We start from the raw sequence: 19,499 nt of genomic DNA on the forward strand, positions 1-19,499 counted from the left end.
TCTACGGTTTGTTTCCGCATCTTCCGAATGGGTGGTGCGTTGCGCTCCGCTTATTCGTGGCGGCGGTCGGGTATTGGACGTAGCTTGCGGTACCGGCAGACACACTCGCTTCCTGATTCAGGCTGGGTTTCAGGTCGAAGCGGTGGATCGTGATGTTTCCACATTGTCCATTTTGTCTGGTGCTGTTATACGCCAGGCAGACCTTGAAGGCGAAGCCTGGCCATATTCTGCCGGAGAGTTCGATGGTATTGTGGTTACCAATTATTTGCATCGCCCTCTGTTTTGTCGTCTGTTCGAAGCACTCGCTGCGGGTGGGGTGCTGATTTATGAAACATTTTCCGAAGGCAATGAATGGTTAGGCAGGCCACGTAACCCGGACTATCTTCTCAAGTCAGGGGAATTGCTTGATCTAATAAAAGGTCAGCTGGAAGTCAACGCTTATGAGGAGTTGTGCGTTTTTGAAAATAACCGTGCCGTAGTGCAGCGGGTTTGTGCAATTAAGACCAAGAAGTAAATTTTCATTTATCCCTTTATTTTTCTCAGCCGTACCCGATATAACCTTTACAGGCGCAAGATAAACATATGGGCGAGATAATGGAGGTGAATCATGATAGTGACTATGGATATGTGCTCTGTAAAAGTGGAGAGCGACTATACTTCTGAGGTGATGTGCGCTGGCTGGAATCCCGTTATTGCGATGATGCAAGACAGGGCGGCAGAAATTGCCGCACAGTTGATCCATTATCAGTTCCAATGCGCTGGCGGGATGCCGGTGGATGTGGCGGCTATGGACGCCGAGACTTTTCTGGAACGGATGTACTCTTCCCAGAGATAGTTAGCGGACGTTGAGTCCTTTAAAATTGGCGAGAACTGCGAACGCGGTTCTCGCCTTTGTTATTTTGGAAGTCCTCGATGAGTGATGGGCCCTTTATCTCAGACATCTCTTCCCATATTTGGGATACCCGCTATCGTTACCGCGAGTCGGGCAAGACCATCGACCTGAACGTCGAGGACACATGGCGTCGTGTCGCCAGCGCGCTTGCCGGGATGGAGCGGCGGGATAAGGCAATCTGGGAGCAGCGTTTCTACCAGATTCTCGAGAGTTTCCGTTTTCTGCCGGGTGGGCGTATTCTCGCCGGAGCAGGCACCTCTCACCGAGTTACGCTGTTTAACTGTTTCGTCATGGGTGAAGTGGAAGACTCTCTCGACGGCATTTTTGAAGCCCTCAAGGAAGGCGCGCTGACCATGCAGCAAGGCGGAGGGGTCGGCTATGATTTCTCTACCCTGCGACCGAGCGGAGAACCGGCTCGTGGTGTCGGCGTAACTGCTTCCGGGCCGGTCTCGTTCATGCGTATCTGGGATAGCATGTGCGCCACCATTCTTTCCACCGGTGCGCGTCGTGGTGCGATGATGGCAACATTGCGCTGTGACCACCCGGACATCGAAATTTTTATTGCGGCAAAACGGGATCCCGGTGCGCTGCGGCATTTCAATTTGTCGGTGCTGGTGACGGACGATTTCATGCGCGCGGTTCGGGAGGGTGCCGACTGGCCGCTGGTGTTTCCGCTTTCCGGGGATGAATCGATCGGTGAGGTGGTGGAGCGAACGTGGTCAGGCAGCGGCAAGCCGCGCCGTTGCAAAGTGCTGCGTCGTGTCGGAGCTCGGGCACTTTGGGGCAAAATCATGCGGGCAACCTATGATTACGCCGAGCCCGGCGTGATCTTTATTGATCGTGTCAACCGCATGAACAACCTGTGGTACTGCGAACAGATCAGCGCCACAAATCCCTGCGGCGAAATCCCTCTGCCGCACTATGGTGCTTGCAATCTGGGTGCGATTAACCTGACGCAATTTGTCCGGCGCCCCTTTATGGTTGATGGCGATCTGGATTTGGAAAGAATCTCAGCGACTGTGGGGACGGCCGTGCGCCTGCTCGACAATGTTTACGACCTTTCCCATTTCCCACTGCAAAAGCAGGCGCATACCGCGTGCGCATCGCGGCGTATCGGACTTGGTCTTACCGGCTTGGCCGATGCTCTGGTGATGCTCGGAATACGCTATGGCAGCCCGCAATCTTTTGCGCTGGGAGAGAAGGTGATGGAGATGATCTGTCACAGTGCGTACCGGGCATCGATCGATCTGGCACGTGAAAAAGGGGCTTTTCCGGCATTCCAGGCCGATCCGTACCTGGCTGGTGAATTCATTCGCTCCCTGCCTGTTGATATCGTTCAGGGGATTAGGCGTCACGGCTTGCGCAACAGCCATCTGACCGCTATCGCACCGACCGGAACCATCAGCTTGCTGGCGAACAATGTTTCAAGCGGACTCGAGCCGATTTTCGATTGGGAGTACACTCGGCGCATCCGCGGGGCTGATGGTGGCCTTAGTGAGGTGAATCTGGCCGACTATGCCTGTCGTCAATTTCGCCTGCAATATGGCGAGGATGCTTCGTTACCCAAAGCCTTCGTTCGTGCGGATGAAATTGCGCCGGAGGCGCACATCCGGATGCAGGCAGCGCTTCAGTCTCATGTTGATAGCGCCATTTCAAAAACCATCAATGTGCCGGCTGAATTTGACTTCGACGCATTTCGCTCGATTTATGAAATGGCCTATGATATGGGCCTGAAGGGCTGTACCGTTTTTCGTCCCAACCCGGTCACCGGGCAGGTTTTGCATGCCAATGGAGGCTCTGTCGAAAAGCAGTGCTGCTCGATTGAGCGCGAAGCGGATTGAGCATTTCGCGCAACTTGATATTCGGGTAAAATACAAACTTTTGTGGAAAACTTTCATGCTTAAAGGCAGTCTGGTCGCGATCGTTACGCCGATGCACGATGACGGCAGTCTGGATCTGGATCGTTTGCGTGCGCTGGTGGATTTTCACCTGGCAGAAGGGACCGACGGCATCGTCGTCGTTGGCACCACGGGCGAATCCCCGACGGTGAATTTCGATGAGCATTGCCTGCTGATCCGCACCGTGGTGGATCAGGTGGCCGGGCGCATTCCGGTGATTGCTGGAACTGGCGCCAACTCAACCAGCGAAGCGATCGAACTGACGGCATGTGCCAAGGCGGCTGGCGCGGATTATTGCTTGCTGGTTACGCCTTACTACAACAAGCCCACCCAGGAAGGATTGTACCGTCACTTCAAGGCGATTGCCGAGGCGGTGGACATTCCGCAAATTCTTTACAACGTGCCAGGCCGCACCGCTTGCGACCTGTTGAACGACACAGTGTTGCGGCTGGCGCAGATTCCCAACATCGTCGGCATCAAGGATGCAACCGGCAATATCGAGCGCGGTAGCGACCTGTTGCTGCGCGCCCCTCAGGATTTCGCCATATACAGCGGTGACGATGGTAGTGGCTTGGCATTGATGCTGCTCGGCGGTCATGGTGTAATCTCGGTGACCAGCAACGTGGCGCCCCGTTTGATGCATGAAATGTGCGAGGCGGCATTCAGGGGTGATCTGCCTGCGGCGCGCATCATCAATAACAAGTTGTTGGGCTTGCACCAGAAGTTGTTTGTCGAAGCCAATCCGATTCCGGTTAAATGGGTGGTGGCGCAGATGGGATTGACTGGCGAGGGCATACGCCTGCCGTTGACCCCGCTTTCTGCTGTTCATCACGAAGTTTTGAAACAGGCTATGCGCCAGGCCGGCGTGCTGCAATAAATTATTTAAGGTGTCTATGAATAACAGGTTCTGGTCTTCATTTGTGGTGATAGCAGCGGTCGCGCTAATGGCGGGTTGCGGTTCGACGTCCTTGCTGGAGAGTAAAAAGATTGACTACAAGTCGGCAGGCAAGCTTCCGCCACTGGAAATTCCGCCCGACCTGACTTCGCCGACAGCGGATAACCGTTTTGCCGTGCCCGATGTCAGCCCGCAAGGCAGTGCTACCTTGTCAGTGTACAACAAGGAAAGAGCGGGTCAGCCACAGACTACGGTGGCGACGTCCAATCTTCTGCCCTCTCAGGACAAGGTCAGGGTGGAACGTGCGGGCTCGCAGCGCTGGTTGGTGGTGAATGCTACGCCTGAGCAGATATGGCCGGTTGCCAAGGAGTTCTGGCAGGAAAATGGTTTCCTCATAAAATTGGAAGTGCCTGAATCCGGTGTGATGGAAACTGACTGGGCGGAAAACCGCGCCAAAATTCCTCAGGATGCGATTCGTAGCGTGTTGAGTAAGGTCATGGATGGGCTTTATTCCACTGCCGAACGCGATAAATTCCGCACCCGACTGGAACGCGGAGTAGAGCAGGGCACTACTGAAATCTATATCAGCCATCGCGGCATGTACGAAGTGATCGAAGGTGGCGATGGCGGTAACCGGACCGTGTGGCAGCCACGCCCAGCCGACCCGGAACTTGAGGCCGACATGTTGCGTCGCTTGATGGTGCGCTTCGGAGTCGATGAGGTGCGTTCCCAGGCCATGATGGTGGCAGATGGCAAGCGCGAGCGGGCCAAGGTGACGCGTACTCAGGAAGGTGCCGGTAGCCTAACGGTATACGATACTTTTGATCGTGCCTGGCGTCGTGTCGGACTGGCTCTTGACCGGGTCGGCTTTACCGTGGTTGATCGTGACCGCTCCAAGGGGCTGTATTTCGTTCGCTATGTCGACCCCGATATTGATGGCAAGAAGGATGAAAAAGGTTTCATGTCCAAGCTAGCCTTCTGGAAAAGCGATAGCAAAAACCAGGACAAGCAGGAGCAGTACCGTATACAGGTAATGGCCACGAGCGAGGGTAGTGCGGTCAATATTTTGAACAAGGACGGTGCGGTTGACAACTCCGAGACTGCAACCAGAATTCTTAACTTGCTGTTAGAGCAGTTAAAATAATACTGCGGGGCGCGTCAATGCGTTTCGCATCTCTGGGTAGCGGCAGCCGGGGCAATGCCCTGGTGGTCGAGGTCAAGCAAACCCGCTTGCTTCTAGACTGCGGTTTCGGCATCCGGGAAACGGTTGCTCGGCTATCGCGCCTCAATTTACAGCCGGAAGACCTGACCGGTATCCTCATCACTCACGAACATACCGATCATATCGGCGGTGCAGTCAGATTCGCGCGCCGGTATGAGTTGCCGGTATGGCTGACTCACGGCACCTTCACAAACCACCCCCTTGCGCAAACCCTGCCAGATATTCGTCTGATTGATGGCCACAGTGTATTTCAGGCAGACGAGATCGAAGTGCAGCCTTTCCCCGTTCCCCATGATGCTCGCGAGCCGGTGCAGTATGCCTTTAGCAGCGGTAGCAAAAGATTGGGCGTGCTGACCGATACCGGCGGATCCACGCCACATATCGAAGCCATTCTGAGTGGCTGCGATGCGCTGGTGCTGGAATGCAATCATGATTCTGACATGTTGCGCGATGGGTCTTATCCGCCCATGCTGAAGCAGCGGGTTGCGGGCCGTTTCGGCCATCTCGATAACGGCATGGCGGCCAGGTTGCTGGCAAGTCTGGATAACAGTAAGTTGCAGCACTTGATTGCTGCGCATCTTAGCGAAAAGAACAATACGCCGAAGCTTGCCCGCGCCGCATTGAGTGATGTTCTAAATTGTGAGCCGGAATGGATCGGGGTGGCCGATCAACTGGATGGGTTTGGCTGGCGCCAGATTGTTTAGCGGCGGAGTGAAATAAAAAAGCCGGCCCGTAGGCCGGCTTTTTTTTGCTGAGCCGTGAAGCTTACTTGGCTGGAGCAGGTGCAGCAGCGTCAGCAGCAGGAGCGGCAGGTGCAGCAGCGTCAGCAGCAGGAGCGGCAGGCGCTTCCATAGCAGGAGCGGCAGGAGCAGGAGCTTCAACAACTGGAGCGACTGCAGCAGGAGCTTCAACAGCAGGGGCAACAGCAGCTTCTTCTTTTTTGCCGCAAGCGGTCAAGGTCAGGGCCAACAGAGCGGCGAGCAGAATGGAATGTTTCATTTATTGTTTCCTTAATAAAAACTTGGGTTTTAAGATTTGACTACACGCTATTTATACAATTTAAATATCATTGATGCAAATCGGCTTTCACATCAACGATGTCCAACCGATTCCGCAATTTTAGCAGGTTTGTTAAATAATTCTAGTGTCTTATTACGTATTATTACTAATAATTATAATCCCAGTGTTGTTGTGGTAATTGCCTGCACAGACGCGGCCCGGATTTCCTCGAAACGCTTGATCAGTACGTGGCTGCCTTCAATATCGTTGAGTGCGAGCAACGCGCGTGGATTGTCATAATGGAAGCGATGCAAGAAGCAGGCTTCATCGGCGATAGCAAAGGGGTCGTAAATGCCTTTTGCTTGCGGAGTGGTTTCCTGGATGGTGATGGCGTGGCTGAATTGCTTGAGAAGGCTGGATATGCGCGGACAGAAGCGGGTCAGGTAGTCGCTGTCATGCAGTACAATTTCCAGGCGATTGCTGCGGCTTGCCAGCAGAAAGGTGCGCAGTAATTCGTAACGGCGTAACGTGGTGTAACCGCCATCTTCCAGGTTGTAATCGAAAATGCGCAAGCGGTGACGAGCGAGTTCGATCAGGGTATCGAGCGCTTCCGTATAGTCTACCGTGCTGTTTAATTGTCTATGTAGCAAGACGGGTTTTTCCGGGTTTTCTGTCATGGTATCCTCCCCAGTAATCTGGGTTTAATTATGGCATGTCTCTTCCAACCCGGGAGAATTCGTTTAAAATGTGGATCTGCCGTGAAGGAGTTGTTATGTTGCAAGTCGGACAGCCTGCCCCCGGATTCAGCCTGCCTGATGCGGATATGGAAATGGTCAAACTCTCCGCGTACAAGGGCAAGAATGCCGTGCTGTATTTTTATCCGAAAGACGATACGCCGGGCTGCACCATCGAGGCCATAGATTTCAGCGATCTGGATAGTGAGTTTGCCCGGCTGGATACCGTTGTGCTTGGAGTGAGCCGGGATGACTGTCTCAGCCATGCTGCCTTTCGCGATAAACATGGCCTGTCGGTCCGTCTGCTGGCGGATGAGGAAGGCAAGGTGTGCGAGAAATATAGCGTGTGGCAGGAGAAGGAAAAAGACGGTGTGAAAAAAATGGGGATATTGCGTTCCACGTTCATCATCGACAAGCACGGCATTCTCAGGCACGTGCTCTATGGTGTAAATCCGCGTGGTCACGCAGCAGAAGTAATCAATTTAATCAAAGCGATGGAGTAAGTTTATGCAGGTTTCAAAAAACTCGGTGGTGACTCTCAGTTTCGAATTGAGTGATAGTACCGGTAAGCTTCTGGAAAAAAGCGATCAACCCATTAGTTACCTGCATGGTGGCTATGACGGAATATTCCCTACCGTGGAGGAAGCGCTGGAAGGCGTTGCTGAGGGCGGAACCGTTACAGTGTCAATGGATCCGGAAAACGCCTTCGGTGAATATGAGGATGAACTGGTGCGGGTCGAACCACGCGATGCTTTCCCGATGGACGGGATCGAGGTTGGCATGCAGTTTCAGGCCGGCGCAGAAGGTTCGGATGAAGATCTGGTCTTCACGGTGAAAGAAATCACTGCAGAAAGCGTGGTGATCGATGGAAACCATCCCCTGGCCGGCCAGACCCTGCTATTCAAGGGCACCGTTGAGGGCGTTCGCCCCGCCACTTCCGAGGAACTCTCCCATGGTCATGTGCATGGCGAGCATGGCCACCATCATTGATTAAGTGATCGGTAATGGGTGGTAGGTAATGAAAACCATCACCCATTACTTTTTCTGGGTCAAAGCATCTTTTTTAATCGGTAAATCAACTCCAGCGCTGCCTTGGGACTGAGCTCGTCGGGCTCGACCTCGAGTAGCGCTTCTTCCAGTGCCGAAGGAGCCGCAACCTGCGGCGTCTCGACGAACAAATCCCCCTGAATGCCGTTACTGATGCCTTGCTGCTCTAGCTGCAGCAGGTGCTTTTCGCCGCCTGGATTACCGGTGCAGGTACGCCCGCCAGCGCCGCCACCTGAAGGCCATAGCTCTGGCTTGCCGGGCCTTCCTGTACGCTGTGCAGGAACACGATGTGGTCGCGGTGTTCCAGTGCATCGAGGTGGACGTTGGTGATCTGTCTGAATTCCTGCGTCAGCCGGGTCAGCTCGAAATAATGGGTGGCGAACAGGGTGTGGCAGCGGGTTTTTTCGATCAGATGGCGGGCGATTGCCCAAGCTAGGGCGAGGCCGTCGAAAGTTGAAGTGCCGCGCCCGATCTCGTCAAGCAACACCAGGCTGTTTTCGGTGGCATTGTTCAGAATATCGGCTGTTTCAGTCATTTCTACCATGAAGGTGGAACGTCCGCCGGCCAAGTCGTCGGAGGCGCCGATGCGGGTGAAGATCTGGTCAACAGGGCCGATTTTTGCGCGGGCTGCCGGGACGAAGCTGCCGCAGTGAGCGAGCAGAACGATCAGCGCAGTCTGGCGCATGTAGGTGGATTTTCCGCCCATGTTCGGGCCGGTAATCAGCAGCATCTGACGGGTGCGGGAAAGCAAAGAATCGTTGGCGATGAAGTTGGCGGTTTGGGCTTCTACCACCGGATGGCGGCCGCCCGTTATCTCGATCATTGCGTTGTCGGTGAATTCAGGTGCAACCCAGCCCAGGGTTTCGGCCCGCTCGGCAAGCGCAGCCAGCACGTCAAGTTCGGCCACCGCTGCGGCAATCTCCTGCAGCGCCGGAATATGCGGCGCCAGGTTGTCCAGTAGCGACTCGTACAGCATTTTCTCGCGCGCCAGCGCCCGCTCAGAAGCTGACAGGGCCTTGTCCTCGAAAGTTTTCAGCTCCGGCGTGATAAAGCGTTCTGCGTTCTTCAGCGTCTGGCGCCGGCGGTAGTCGTCCGGCACCGCATCGGCCTGGCTGCGCGTGACCTCGATGTAGAAGCCGTGTACCCGATTGTATTCGACTTTCAGATTGCTGATGCCGCTGCGTTCGCGCTCCCTGGCTTCAAGAGCCAGCAGGAACTCGCCGCAGTTGCTCTGGATTGCGCGCAGTTCATCAAGTTCGGCATCATAGCCGGTGGCGATAACGCCACCTTCGCGTAACACCGCTGCCGGCTCGGGCTGGATCGCCAGGGTTAACTCGGTGACCAGGGTTTCCGGTGCATGTAGCTGATTTGCCAGCAGTGTCAGGCGTGGGCTGTCGAGCAGCGCCGTCTCTCCTGCGATTGGCGGCAAGGCCAACAGGCTATTGCGCAGACCGGCAAGGTCTCTGGGTCGTGCGGATCTTAGCGCGATGCGCGCGGTGATACGCTCAATGTCGGCGATTTGCTTCAGGCCCTGGTGGGTCTGAGCATAGGCGGGTGCACCGGATTCGCCGATCAGCCGGGCGATGGCGTCGAACCGGGCGCGCAGTTCTGCGCGGTCGCGCAGGGGATGGTGCAGCCAGTGTCGTAACAGGCGGCTGCCCATGCTGCCGGCGGTGGTATCGAGCAGGGAGTAGAGTGTCGGGGCGGGCTCGCCGCGCAGGGTTTCTGAAATTTCCAGATTGCGCCGGGCGGCGGCGTCGAGCAATACGTAGATGTTTTCACGCTCGACCTGCAAGCCACGAATATGCGGCAGCGCACCACACTGCGTGCTTTTCGCGTATTCCAGCAAGGCGCCCGCGGCCTCGATGGCGCAGTGCAGATCATTGCAACCGAAGCCCTGCAAATCTAGGGTGGCGAATTGCCGGCATAGCCTTTGCAAAGCTGAGTCGTAATCGAACTGCCATGGAGGCAGGGTTCTGCGCACACATTTCAGGTTTTCCAGCGCGGTATGGACGTAGTTTTCTGGCAGCAGAATTTCCGCCGGTTTGAGGCGCTCCAGCGTCGCATCGAGGCTGTCCGGACGAATTTCTGCGACGCTGAAACGCCCGCTGGCGAGATTGAGCCAGGCCAATCCCAGAATGTTTTTCCCTGGAACCAGCGCGAGTAGCAACTTATCCTGCTTTTCGTCGAGCAGCGCTGCGTCGGTCAAGGTGCCGGGCGTGATGATGCGCATCACCTTGCGTTCCACCGGGCCTTTGGAGGTAGCCGGATCGCCGATCTGCTCGCAGATCGCTACCGTCATCCCGAGCTTGATCAGCTTGGCGAGATACTGCTCGGCGGCATGGTAGGGCACGCCCGCCATCTTGATCGGTTGTCCCGCCGTTGCGCCGCGGGTGGTGAGGGTGATGTCCAGCAGTTGCGCAGCCTTCTCCGCATCCTCGAAGAACAGCTCGTAGAAATCCCCCATGCGGTAGAGCAGCAGCATGTCGGGGTGTTCCGCCTTGATGCGCAGATACTGCTGCATCATCGGGGTATGCCGGGAAAGATCCTCCGGGGAATTCATGGGGAGTGGCTTTATTTGGCCTTTGCCGTCAGGTGGGGGGCGATAGTCTGGAGTAGCTGCACAAACACTTTAGGATTGCCGGCAACGATGTTGCCGCTTTCCAGATAGTTAGCGTCGCCTTGAAAATCGCCCACCAGTCCGCCTGCTTCCTGCACCAGAAGCGCGCCGGCGGCAATGTCCCATGTGTTCAGGTCGAATTCCCAGAAGCCGTCGAAGCGACCTGCGGCGGTATAGGCCAGGTCAAGCGCGGCTGAACCAGGCCGGCGCAGGCCGGCGGTTTTCTGCATCAGTTCACGGAAGATGCCAAGATAGGCGTCGAGATGGGTAAAGTCGCGAAAAGGGAAGCCGGTGCCGATCAAGGCATCTTTCAGATATTCGCAGCGGCTGACGCGGAGGCGGCGATCATTGAGAAATGCCCCGGCGCCGCGCGTGGCGGTAAACAGGTCGTTGCGGCTGGGGTCGTAGACCACGGCATGGGTCAGGACGCCCTTGTGCTGCATGGCAATTGAAACCGAATACTGCGGAAAGCCATGGAGAAAATTGGTTGTGCCGTCGAGCGGGTCGATGATCCACTGGAACTCCGAGTCGCCCTGCATGCCGCTTTCTTCTGCTAAAATCGCGTGTTTCGGGTAGGCTTCCAGCAGGACTTCCTTGATGGCATCTTCCGCTTTTTGATCTACTTCGCTGACAAAATCATTGAAGCTCTTGTGTTTGACCGTGAGCGAATCCAGGTTCTGGGAGGCGCGGTTGATGATCTGACCGGCGCGGCGCGCGGCCTTGACCGCGGTATTGAGCATGGGATGCATGGGTTATCCTGGGAAAGTTTAAGGAACAAAACGCTGAGCGCATCACCGCTATTTTAAAGGGAAACCACGGATGAAGAAACCCAATGCTCTGAATAACATTCGCATCGTGCTCAGTCATACCAGTCACCCTGGCAACATCGGTGCGGCTGCGCGGGCGATGAAGACGATGGGATTGGAGCGTCTTTATCTGGTCAACCCCAAGTCTTTTCCCGATCCGGTTGCGGATGCGCGCGCTGCCGGAGCGGTGGATGTGCTGGAGAATGCACAGGTTTGCGCTACCCTGGACGAAGCTTTGGCCGGTACGGTGCTTGCCGTTGCGGTAACCGCCCGGCGGCGCGATCTTTCCCACGAAATGCTATCAGCGCATCAAGTGGCATCCCGCATGCTCGATCTTGCTGTCCAGGGGGATGTGGCGCTACTGTTCGGTACCGAGATGTCGGGTCTGTCCAACGCCGAACTGGATAAGTGCCAAATGCTTGCCACCATCCCCGCCAACCCGGAGTTTACCTCGCTGAATCTGGCCTCTGCGGTGCAAATTCTGGTTTACGAACTACGCATGGCCTATCTTGGTGCGACTGAAACGCTTCCTGCAAAGGCGATGGAAGCCGCCAGTTTCGAAGATGTGGAGCGGTTCTATCAGCACCTGGAGCAGACCATGGTAGACACCGGTTTTCTCGATCCGGCTTGCCCCGGGCGCTTGATGCAGCGGTTGAGAAGGTTGTTTGCACGGGCTCGCCCGGAAAAGGAAGAGGTCAGCATCCTGCGTGGGATTTTGACTTCGGTGGAAAAATTCACAAATAATCGAAAAAACCCATAGTTGACTAAAGGAGTCTGGAATATAATATTTTCCTTATATTTCGGAATAGAGTGATGTTCGATCATTTGCGTGAAGACATATCGGTCGTGTTCGAGCGGGACCCTGCCGCTCGCTCCACCTGGGAGGTGCTGACGACCTACCCGGGTCTGCACGCGCTATTGGTGCACCGCCTTGCGCAACGTCTATGGTGCTGGAACCTGAAGTGGCTGGCGCGCTTTGTTTCGCACCTGGGGCGCTGGCTGACCGGCATTGAAATCCATCCTGGCGCGCAAATCGGAAGGCGTGTGTTCATCGACCACGGCATGGGCGTGGTCATCGGCGAGACCGCCGAGGTCGGCGATGATTCTACGCTTTATCATGGAGTTACACTGGGCGGCACCTCCTGGAACAAGGGCAAGCGCCATCCTACGCTTGGCAAGGGGGTAGTGGTCGGTGCCGGAGCCAAAATCCTTGGTCCGATTTTCATCGGTGATGGCGCCAAGGTTGGCTCCAATGCGGTGGTGGTGAAGGATGTTCCGGCAGGTGCCACGGCGGTCGGTATTCCGGCGCGAAATATCGATCCGACGCAAGCGGAAATGCGTGAAAGCAAAGCCCAGAAGATGGGGTTTTCCGCCTATGCGATTAGTGCTGACATGAACGATCCGGTAGTCAAGGCGATTCACGGTCTGCTTGACCACACCGTGGTGCTGGACCAGCGCGTCGAGCTGATTCTGGCGCAGTTGAAGAAGATGGGAGTCGAGTTGGAGCCGCTGGCGCCACCCAAGGATCAGTTCGATGCGAACTATTTGAACAAAATAGTTGACTAAAATAATAAGGTATTATAAAGTTGCAGCGTAAATTCATGGGAAGGAAATAATATGCGACTGACAACTAAGGGACGTTTCGCGGTAACCGCAATGCTTGATCTGGCCTTACGCCGGGGTGGCGGGCCGGTAACTCTGGCCGGGATCAGCGAGCGTCAAAAAATTTCCCTGTCTTACCTCGAGCAGCTGTTTGGCAAGCTGCGTCGTCATGCGCTAGTGGAGAGCGTGCGCGGGCCGGGTGGAGGTTATTATCTGGCCAAAAATCTTGACGATATCGCAGTCTCGGAAATCATCAAGGCGGTGGATGAACCGATTGATGCTACGCAATGTGGCGGACTGGGCAACTGTCACGACGAGCACGAATGTATGACCCATGAATTGTGGACCAATCTGAACGGAAAAATTTACGATTATCTGGCCTCGGTTACGTTGGCACACCTGGTGGCGCAACAACGTGCGACGGGCGTTGCAGAGATACATGATCATACCCAGTCTGTGTCGAGACGTAAAACCGGGACTAAAACGGATGTTGCCAGCGTACTTTGACCATAATGCCACTACGCCGCTCGATGAGCGTGTGTTGCAGGCAATGCTGCCTTTTTTTCGGGAGCATTATGGTAATGCCTCGAGCCGTCACGAGTATGGGCGGGTAGCGCGCAAAGCGGTGGACGATGCGCGTGAGCAGGTGGCAGATTTGGTCGGCGCGCATCCTTCTCAGGTGGTTTTTGTTAGTGGTGGTACCGAAGCTAACAATCTGCTGATTAAAGGTGCGGCGGTGCGGCGCCCGCCTTCTCAGATCGCGGTGAGCGCGGTGGAGCACCCGAGCGTGACCCGACCGGCACAGGAGTTGCGCGAGCAGGGTTGGCAGGTGAGGAGGTTGGCGGTGGACAGCGTAGGCCGGCTCGAAATGGATGATGTGAAAATTGCGCTGCGTGAGTCGGTTACCGGGTTGGTATCAGTGATGCTGGCCAACAATGAAACCGGTGTGGTGCAGGATGTGGCGGCGGTGGCGGAACTGGCGCGAAGCGTTGGTGCAACGGTGCATACCGATGCGGTGCAGGCGCTGGGTAAGATGCCTGTCAGTTTTTCTGCGTTGAACGTACATGCAATGACGATTTCCGCGCACAAGGTATACGGGCCGAAAGGGATAGGTGCACTGGTTCTGAACAAGCGCCTCGATATCAAGCCGCAAATCACGGGTGGCGAGCATGAGAAGGGCTTGCGAGCCGGTACCGAGAATGTGCCGGCGATCGTCGGTTTCGGTGCGGCTTGTGCGCTGGCAACGAGTCGTCTGACCGAGCTTCCGCATAAACTCCAGCAAATGCGGGAGCAGATGGAGCAGGGGCTACGGACCATGGGTGCGGTGCTGTTCGGTGCTGGTGCCGAGCGTTTGGCTAATACCAGTTATTTTGCCTTTCCGGGTATTGAGGGCGAAACGCTGGTGATGGCGCTAGACCGCGCTGGGTTTGCGGTGGCCAGTGGGTCAGCCTGCTCGAGCGGTGGTACTGACCCGAGTCCGGTATTGCTGGCTATGGGTGTTGAGCGGGAGTTGGCGCGGTGTGCAGTGCGCATCAGCCTGGGCAGGGATAATGAAATGAGTCAGATCGAGCGATTCTTGCGAGTAATGCAGGGCGAGATTCTCGGGCTGAAAAGGCTGGTGGCGGTTGCGGTTTGAGCCGCCCCAAGCGAACAGGAACTTTGGGAAAGTGGAGAAGTGGAAAATGATTAAGCAACCGATTTATCTGGATTATTCTGCAACTACGCCGGTCGATCCGCGAGTGGCGGAAAAAATGATTCCTTATTTGACTGAGCATTTCGGTAACCCGGCGAGTCGTTCACATGAGTTCGGCTGGGATGCGGAAAGGGCTGTTGAGGAGGCGCGCGAGCAGGTCGCCAAGCTAGTCAATGCCGACCCCAAGGAAATCATCTGGACCTCGGGTGCAACTGAATCGAACAACCTCGCCATCAAGGGTGCTGCGCACTTTTACAAGGGTAAGGGCATGCATCTGGTCACGGTGATGACCGAGCACAAGGCGGTGATCGATACCATGCGCCACCTCGAGAGCGAAGGCTATGAAGTCACCTATCTCATGCCGGAAACGAACGGCCTGGTGGATATGGAGAAATTCACGGCAGCCCTGCGCCCGGACACCATTCTCGCCTCCGTCATGCTGGTCAACAACGAGATCGGGGTGATTCAGGATATCGCTGCACTGGGTGAGGTTTGCCGTGCCAAGGGTGTGCTTTTTCACGTTGATGCCGCTCAGGGCACTGGCAAGGTGACGATAGATCTGGCCAAACTTAAAGTCGATCTGATGTCCTTCTCTGCTCACAAGACCTATGGGCCGAAAGGCATCGGTGCTCTGTACGTGCAGCGGAAGCCGCGCGTCCGTCTGGAGGCGCAAATGCACGGCGGCGGCCACGAACGTGGGATGCGCTCCGGTACTTTGGCTCCGCACCAGATCGTTGGTATGGGCGAGGCGTTCCGCATCGCGCGTGAGGAAATGGCCGCCGAGAACGAGCGTATTCGCTACCTGCGCGACCGGCTCTACAAGGGGATGTCGCAAATCGAGGAAGCTCACGTCAATGGCGACATGGAGCAACGGGTTCCGCATAACCTGAATATCAGCTTTAACTTCGTCGAGGGTGAATCGCTGATCATGGCGATACGCGAGCTCGCGGTTTCCAGCGGCTCAGCCTGCACTTCTGCGAGTCTGGAACCGTCTTATGTGCTGCGTGCACTGGGTCGCAGCGACGAGCTGGCGCACAGTTCGATCCGCTTCACGATAGGTCGGTTTACCACTGAAGAAGAGATCGACTTTGCGATTGATCTGGTGAAGGCGAAGATTGGACGCTTGCGCGAAATGTCTCCACTGTGGGACATGTTCAAGGAAGGCGTCGATTTAAGCACCGTACAGTGGGCTGCCCATTAAGGTTTTTTGAAGGAGAGTTATTATGTCTTACAGCACAAAAGTATTGGATCACTATGAAAATCCCCGTAATGTCGGGACCTTTGGCAAGGATGATGCCGGTGTGGCCACCGGCATGGTCGGGGCGCCCGCCTGTGGCGATGTGATGAAGCTGCAGATAAAGGTGAACAAGGACGGTGTGATCGAGGATGCGAAGTTCAAAACCTACGGCTGCGGCTCGGCGATCGCATCCAGCTCGCTGGTGACCGAATGGGTCAAGGGCAAGACCCTGGACGAGGCACTCACCATCAAAAACACCCAGATTGCGGAAGAACTGGCGTTGCCGCCGGTGAAGATACACTGCTCGGTGCTGGCGGAAGACGCCATCAAGGCTGCGGTGGCCGATTACAAGTCCAAACATGGCGCGATGGTTGAAACCGCAGCCTGCACAGGTTCGGATTGTTCTAAATAAGGAGATAAAGCATGGCAGTTACCCTGACCGAGAAGGCCGCTACCCATATCAAGAACTATATTGAAAAGCGTGGCAAGGGAGTGGGTTTGCGACTGGGTGTACGCACCAGCGGTTGTTCCGGGATGGCCTATACGCTGGAGTTCGCCGATGAATTTAACGACACCGATAGCCAGTTTGAAAGCTTCGGAGTGAAGGTTCTCGTTGACCCGAAGAGCCTGGTTTATCTTGAAGGCACCGAGCTGGATTTCGTGCGTGAAGGGCTGAACGAGGGCTTTAAGTTCAACAACCCTAACGTCAAGAGCGCCTGCGGTTGCGGTGAGAGCGTCGGCTTCTAGGCGGAACCATGAATGGCACGCAATGAATTTTGATTTCAGCAGGAACCATTTCGAGCTGTTCGGTATTCCGCCGCTCTACCAGATCGACACGATCCAGCTGGAGCAGGCTTATCGTGACATCCAGAGTCAGATCCATCCCGACAAGTTTGCGCACCTTTCCGATGCAGAGCGCAGGCTATCGATGCAATGGTCGACACAGGCCAACGAGGCTTACCAGACACTCAGGCAGCCTCTCGGCAGGGCGCGTTATTTGCTGCACTTGAATGGCGTCGATATCCACGAGGAAACCAATACGGCGATGTCACCGGCCTTCCTGATGCAGCAGATGGAGTGGCGTGAGGCGATCGGCGAAGCCAGGGCGGCCAACGATGCGCCCGAACTGGAACATTTGAGTGGCCAGCTGCGCGCCGAGATTCAGGTGCAGCAACACCAGTTGGCTGATTTGCTGGATAAAGAAAAGAATTATCCGAAGGCTGCGGAAATTGTCCGCGAGCTTAAATTCATGGAAAAATTGCGCGAGGAAATCAACTACGCGCTGGAGGCTTTGGACGCATAATGGCTTTGTTGCAAATCGCAGAACCCGGCATGAGCACCGCGCCACACCAGCATCGGCTGGCGGTGGGGATAGACCTGGGCACGACCAATTCCCTGGTGGCAACGGTCAGGAGCGGCATGAGCGTTGTGCTGCATGACGAGAATGGCCGCGGATTGTTGCCATCGGTGGTGCGTTATCACGAGGACGGCAGCACCGAGGTCGGCTATCCCGCACAGGCGATGCAAAGCCGGGATCCCCATAACACCATTGTTTCGGTGAAGCGCTTCATGGGCAGGGGGCTGCGCGACCTTCCCGACGCCGGTAGCATGCCTTACCAGTTCGTCGATGCGCCCGGCATGGTGCAGCTCAAGACCGTGGCCGGCGTGAAAAGCCCGGTCGAAGTGTCTGCCGATATCCTCAAAGTGCTGCGCGATCGCGCCGAGAAGGCGCTGGGCGGCGATCTGGTGGGGGCGGTGATCACGGTGCCTGCCTATTTTGATGATGCCCAGCGCCAAGCCACCAAGGACGCGGCCCGGCTGGCCGGACTCAACGTGTTGCGCCTGCTGAACGAACCTACCGCAGCCGCGGTCGCCTATGGGCTGGATAATGCGGCTGAAGGTATTTATGCCGTTTACGACCTGGGCGGTGGTACTTTCGACATTTCCATTCTGCGATTGTCCAAGGGTGTGTTCGAGGTGCTGGCGACCAACGGCGACTCCGCACTGGGCGGCGATGATTTCGACCACCGCATCTATTGCTGGATACTTGAGCAGGCTAAATTGTCCGGCGTGAAGCCGCAGGATACTCGCCTGCTCCTGACCCGCGCGCGCGAAGCCAAGGAAGACCTGACCTTTCGTCCCGAAGTACGCATCACCGCGGTACTGGGCGCCGGTGAAATGGTGGATCTCACACTCACCTCCGAAACTTTTACCGATATCACCAGCAGCCTGGTCAACAAGACTCTGGCACCTACCCGAAAAGCATTGCGCGATGCCTGTTTGGAACCTGAAGAAGTGAAGGGCGTGGTGATGGTGGGCGGGGCGACGCGTATGCCCCAGATCCAGCACGCGGTTGGCCAGTTTTTCGGCCAGGAGCCGCTCAACAATCTCGACCCGGACAAAGTGGTCGCGCTGGGGGCAGCGATCCAGGCTAATGTGCTGGCCGGAAATCGCTCCGGCGATGACTGGCTGTTGCTCGATGTGATTCCGCTTTCTCTGGGTCTGGAAACCATGGGCGGGCTGGTGGAGAAGGTCATACAGCGCAACTCCACCATTCCCGTGGCACGCGCCCAGGAATTTACTACCTACAAGGATGGTCAGACCGCGATGAGCATCCATGTGGTGCAGGGCGAACGCGAACTGGTGAGCGATTGTCGTTCTCTGGCCAAATTTGAACTGCGCGGGATCCCGCCGATGGTGGCGGGTGGTGCGCGTATCCGTGTCGCCTTTCAGGTGGATGCCGATGGTCTGCTCAGTGTGTCCGCGCGTGAAAAGAGCAGTGGAGTGGAGGCTTCGGTCGTGGTGAAGCCATCCTATGGCCTCAGCGATGATGAAATTGCCCGAATGCTGCTCACTTCCCAGGAAAATGCCAAGTCCGACATGGCTGCGCGCGCATTGCGCGAGCAGCAGGTCGATGCCGGGCGTCTGATTGAGGCGATCGAGGCGGCGCTGAATGAAAATGGCGACAGTTTGCTCAGTGCTGCAGAACGTGCCGAGATCGATGAGGGAATGGCGGCGCTGCGCCGGGCCCTGGAAGGATCTAATCATCAGCTAATCAAAGAGCAGATCGAAAAACTGAACCATATTTCCGAGATGTTTGCCGGACGACGCATGGACCAGAGCGTACAAAAGGCACTGACTGGCCATAAAATGGAAGAACTTGAGATTTAAATTATGCCCCAACTGATAGTTTTACCTAACGAACAACTTTGTCCCGATGGCGCGTTGATAGATGCGAAGCCCGGCGTATCCATCTGCGACACCCTGCTTGAGCACGGCATCGAAATCGAGCATGCCTGCGAGAAGTCGTGCGCCTGTACCACCTGCCATGTGGTGGTGCGCGAAGGGTTCGAATCGCTGGATCCCTCCGAAGAACTGGAGGACGATATGCTGGACAAGGCTTGGGGGCTGGAGCCGGCCTCGCGCCTTTCCTGTCAGGCGATCGTCAAGGACCAGGATCTGGTGATCGAGATTCCGAAATACACTATCAATCTGGCTAGCGAGTCACACTGAAGGAGGACGTCATGAAGTGGACCGATACGCTGGATATTGCCATCGAACTTTACGAAAAATTTCCCGAAGTGGACCCCCGCTATGTCCGCTTTACCGATTTGCACCGCTGGGCTGCCGAGTTGTCCAGTTTTGATGACGACCCGGAAAAATCCAACGAGAAAATTCTTGAAGCGATCCAGATGGCCTGGATAGACGAGATCGATTAATTCCCACCCCCTCGCATGACTTTTACCTAACAGGCGGATTTTCGCTAGTCGATAAAACACCTGCTCCCCTACTATATCTTGTGGAAATGATGTAAACTCCACACCATATGTGCTACCTGCGCTGCCCTATAGCCG

At 56.0% G+C, this 19,499-nt stretch carries 22 protein-coding genes and 1 pseudogene; 19 read left to right on the plus strand and 4 right to left on the minus strand.

The features are described from left to right. The first annotated feature begins 73 nt into the window (after positions 1-73). The 6 genes from SCD_RS06145 to SCD_RS06170 all read left to right on the plus strand — a co-directional run bounded on the left by SCD_RS06145 (position 74) and on the right by SCD_RS06170 (position 5,611). On the plus strand, positions 74-514 hold the full coding sequence (locus SCD_RS06145) for a class I SAM-dependent methyltransferase (protein ID WP_232504436.1): 441 nt from the start codon (positions 74-76) through the stop codon (positions 512-514). 93 nt (positions 515-607) lie between these two features. After that, complete coding sequence (locus SCD_RS06150) at positions 608-835, plus strand: hypothetical protein (protein ID WP_009205978.1); 228 nt, start codon at positions 608-610, stop codon at positions 833-835. A 77-nt stretch (positions 836-912) separates the two neighbouring features. Further along, entirely contained in the window at positions 913-2,733 is a 1,821-nt protein-coding gene (locus tag SCD_RS06155) for an adenosylcobalamin-dependent ribonucleoside-diphosphate reductase (RefSeq protein ID WP_009205977.1), read from the plus strand. A gap of 55 nt (positions 2,734-2,788) precedes the next feature. Next, the gene (gene dapA, locus SCD_RS06160) at positions 2,789-3,667 is read left to right on the plus strand and encodes a 4-hydroxy-tetrahydrodipicolinate synthase (protein WP_021035810.1); all 879 of its coding nucleotides are present in this window, start codon (positions 2,789-2,791) and stop codon (positions 3,665-3,667) included. A 16-nt stretch (positions 3,668-3,683) separates the two neighbouring features. Next, on the plus strand, positions 3,684-4,829 hold the full coding sequence (gene bamC, locus SCD_RS06165) for an outer membrane protein assembly factor BamC (protein ID WP_041673353.1): 1,146 nt from the start codon (positions 3,684-3,686) through the stop codon (positions 4,827-4,829). Positions 4,830-4,846: 17 nt separating this feature from the next. After that, on the plus strand, positions 4,847-5,611 hold the full coding sequence (locus tag SCD_RS06170) for an MBL fold metallo-hydrolase (RefSeq protein ID WP_009205974.1): 765 nt from the start codon (positions 4,847-4,849) through the stop codon (positions 5,609-5,611). Between the two features lie 61 nt (positions 5,612-5,672). Here the strand turns inward: SCD_RS06170 and SCD_RS16070 are convergent, their stop codons facing one another. Continuing rightward, positions 5,673-5,906 (minus strand): hypothetical protein, encoded by a 234-nt coding sequence (locus SCD_RS16070; RefSeq protein WP_084607451.1) that lies wholly within the window; start codon positions 5,904-5,906, stop codon positions 5,673-5,675. Positions 5,907-6,079: 173 nt separating this feature from the next. Beyond that, positions 6,080-6,583, minus strand: a complete 504-nt coding sequence (locus tag SCD_RS06180) for a DUF7931 domain-containing protein (protein WP_009205972.1) — start codon at positions 6,581-6,583, stop codon at positions 6,080-6,082. A gap of 95 nt (positions 6,584-6,678) precedes the next feature. Between SCD_RS06180 and SCD_RS06185 the strand changes: the two genes are divergently transcribed. Beyond that, a complete protein-coding gene (locus SCD_RS06185; RefSeq protein WP_009205971.1) occupies positions 6,679-7,143 on the plus strand; it encodes a peroxiredoxin in 465 nt (154 codons plus the stop codon). A 4-nt stretch (positions 7,144-7,147) separates the two neighbouring features. After that, positions 7,148-7,630, plus strand: a complete 483-nt coding sequence (locus tag SCD_RS06190) for an FKBP-type peptidyl-prolyl cis-trans isomerase (RefSeq protein WP_009205970.1) — start codon at positions 7,148-7,150, stop codon at positions 7,628-7,630. Positions 7,631-7,689: 59 nt separating this feature from the next. On the opposite strand, the pseudogene mutS reads toward SCD_RS06190, so the two are convergent. Beyond that, positions 7,690-10,250: pseudogene (mutS, locus tag SCD_RS06195) on the minus strand (DNA mismatch repair protein MutS). Between the two features lie 11 nt (positions 10,251-10,261). Then, positions 10,262-11,056, minus strand: coding sequence for an inositol monophosphatase family protein (locus tag SCD_RS06200; RefSeq protein ID WP_009205967.1), 795 nt, complete (start codon positions 11,054-11,056; stop codon positions 10,262-10,264). A gap of 70 nt (positions 11,057-11,126) precedes the next feature. Here SCD_RS06200 and trmJ point away from each other — a divergent pair, with 70 nt between their 5' ends. Genes trmJ through iscX form a run of 11 tightly spaced genes read left to right on the plus strand, consistent with a single transcriptional unit; the run spans position 11,127 to position 19,364 of the window. Beyond that, positions 11,127-11,873 carry a tRNA (cytosine(32)/uridine(32)-2'-O)-methyltransferase TrmJ gene (trmJ, locus tag SCD_RS06205; RefSeq protein ID WP_009205966.1) on the plus strand — a complete coding sequence of 249 codons (747 nt, stop codon included), beginning with the start codon at positions 11,127-11,129 and terminating at the stop codon, positions 11,871-11,873. A 53-nt stretch (positions 11,874-11,926) separates the two neighbouring features. Continuing rightward, the gene (gene cysE, locus SCD_RS06210; protein ID WP_009205965.1) at positions 11,927-12,679 is read left to right on the plus strand and encodes a serine O-acetyltransferase; all 753 of its coding nucleotides are present in this window, start codon (positions 11,927-11,929) and stop codon (positions 12,677-12,679) included. 51 nt (positions 12,680-12,730) lie between these two features. Beyond that, entirely contained in the window at positions 12,731-13,222 is a 492-nt protein-coding gene (gene iscR / locus SCD_RS06215) for a Fe-S cluster assembly transcriptional regulator IscR (RefSeq protein WP_009205964.1), read from the plus strand. Beyond that, on the plus strand, positions 13,203-14,351 hold the full coding sequence (locus SCD_RS06220; RefSeq protein ID WP_009205963.1) for a cysteine desulfurase family protein: 1,149 nt from the start codon (positions 13,203-13,205) through the stop codon (positions 14,349-14,351). Before iscR ends, SCD_RS06220 begins: the two co-directional genes overlap by 20 nt. A 46-nt stretch (positions 14,352-14,397) precedes the next feature. Next, a complete protein-coding gene (locus SCD_RS06225) occupies positions 14,398-15,609 on the plus strand; it encodes an IscS subfamily cysteine desulfurase (RefSeq protein ID WP_041673354.1) in 1,212 nt (403 codons plus the stop codon). A 22-nt stretch (positions 15,610-15,631) separates the two neighbouring features. Next, positions 15,632-16,057, plus strand: a complete 426-nt coding sequence (gene iscU / locus SCD_RS06230) for a Fe-S cluster assembly scaffold IscU (RefSeq protein ID WP_009205961.1) — start codon at positions 15,632-15,634, stop codon at positions 16,055-16,057. An 11-nt stretch (positions 16,058-16,068) separates the two neighbouring features. Further along, complete coding sequence (gene iscA, locus SCD_RS06235) at positions 16,069-16,392, plus strand: iron-sulfur cluster assembly protein IscA (protein ID WP_009205960.1); 324 nt, start codon at positions 16,069-16,071, stop codon at positions 16,390-16,392. Between the two features lie 22 nt (positions 16,393-16,414). Next, positions 16,415-16,948, plus strand: a complete 534-nt coding sequence (hscB, locus tag SCD_RS06240) for a Fe-S protein assembly co-chaperone HscB (protein ID WP_009205959.1) — start codon at positions 16,415-16,417, stop codon at positions 16,946-16,948. Beyond that, positions 16,948-18,816: a Fe-S protein assembly chaperone HscA gene (hscA, locus tag SCD_RS06245; RefSeq protein WP_009205958.1), complete on the plus strand. Its 1,869-nt coding sequence runs from the start codon at positions 16,948-16,950 to the stop codon at positions 18,814-18,816. The genes hscB and hscA overlap by 1 nt, the downstream gene beginning before the upstream one ends. Before the next feature lie 3 nt (positions 18,817-18,819). Beyond that, positions 18,820-19,158 (plus strand): ISC system 2Fe-2S type ferredoxin, encoded by a 339-nt coding sequence (fdx, locus tag SCD_RS06250; RefSeq protein ID WP_009205957.1) that lies wholly within the window; start codon positions 18,820-18,822, stop codon positions 19,156-19,158. A gap of 11 nt (positions 19,159-19,169) precedes the next feature. Further along, positions 19,170-19,364 carry a Fe-S cluster assembly protein IscX gene (iscX, locus tag SCD_RS06255; protein ID WP_009205956.1) on the plus strand — a complete coding sequence of 65 codons (195 nt, stop codon included), beginning with the start codon at positions 19,170-19,172 and terminating at the stop codon, positions 19,362-19,364. The last annotated feature ends 135 nt before the right edge of the window (positions 19,365-19,499 follow it).

The organism is Sulfuricella denitrificans skB26, from assembly GCF_000297055.2.
Lineage (GTDB): Bacteria > Pseudomonadota > Gammaproteobacteria > Burkholderiales > Sulfuricellaceae > Sulfuricella > Sulfuricella denitrificans.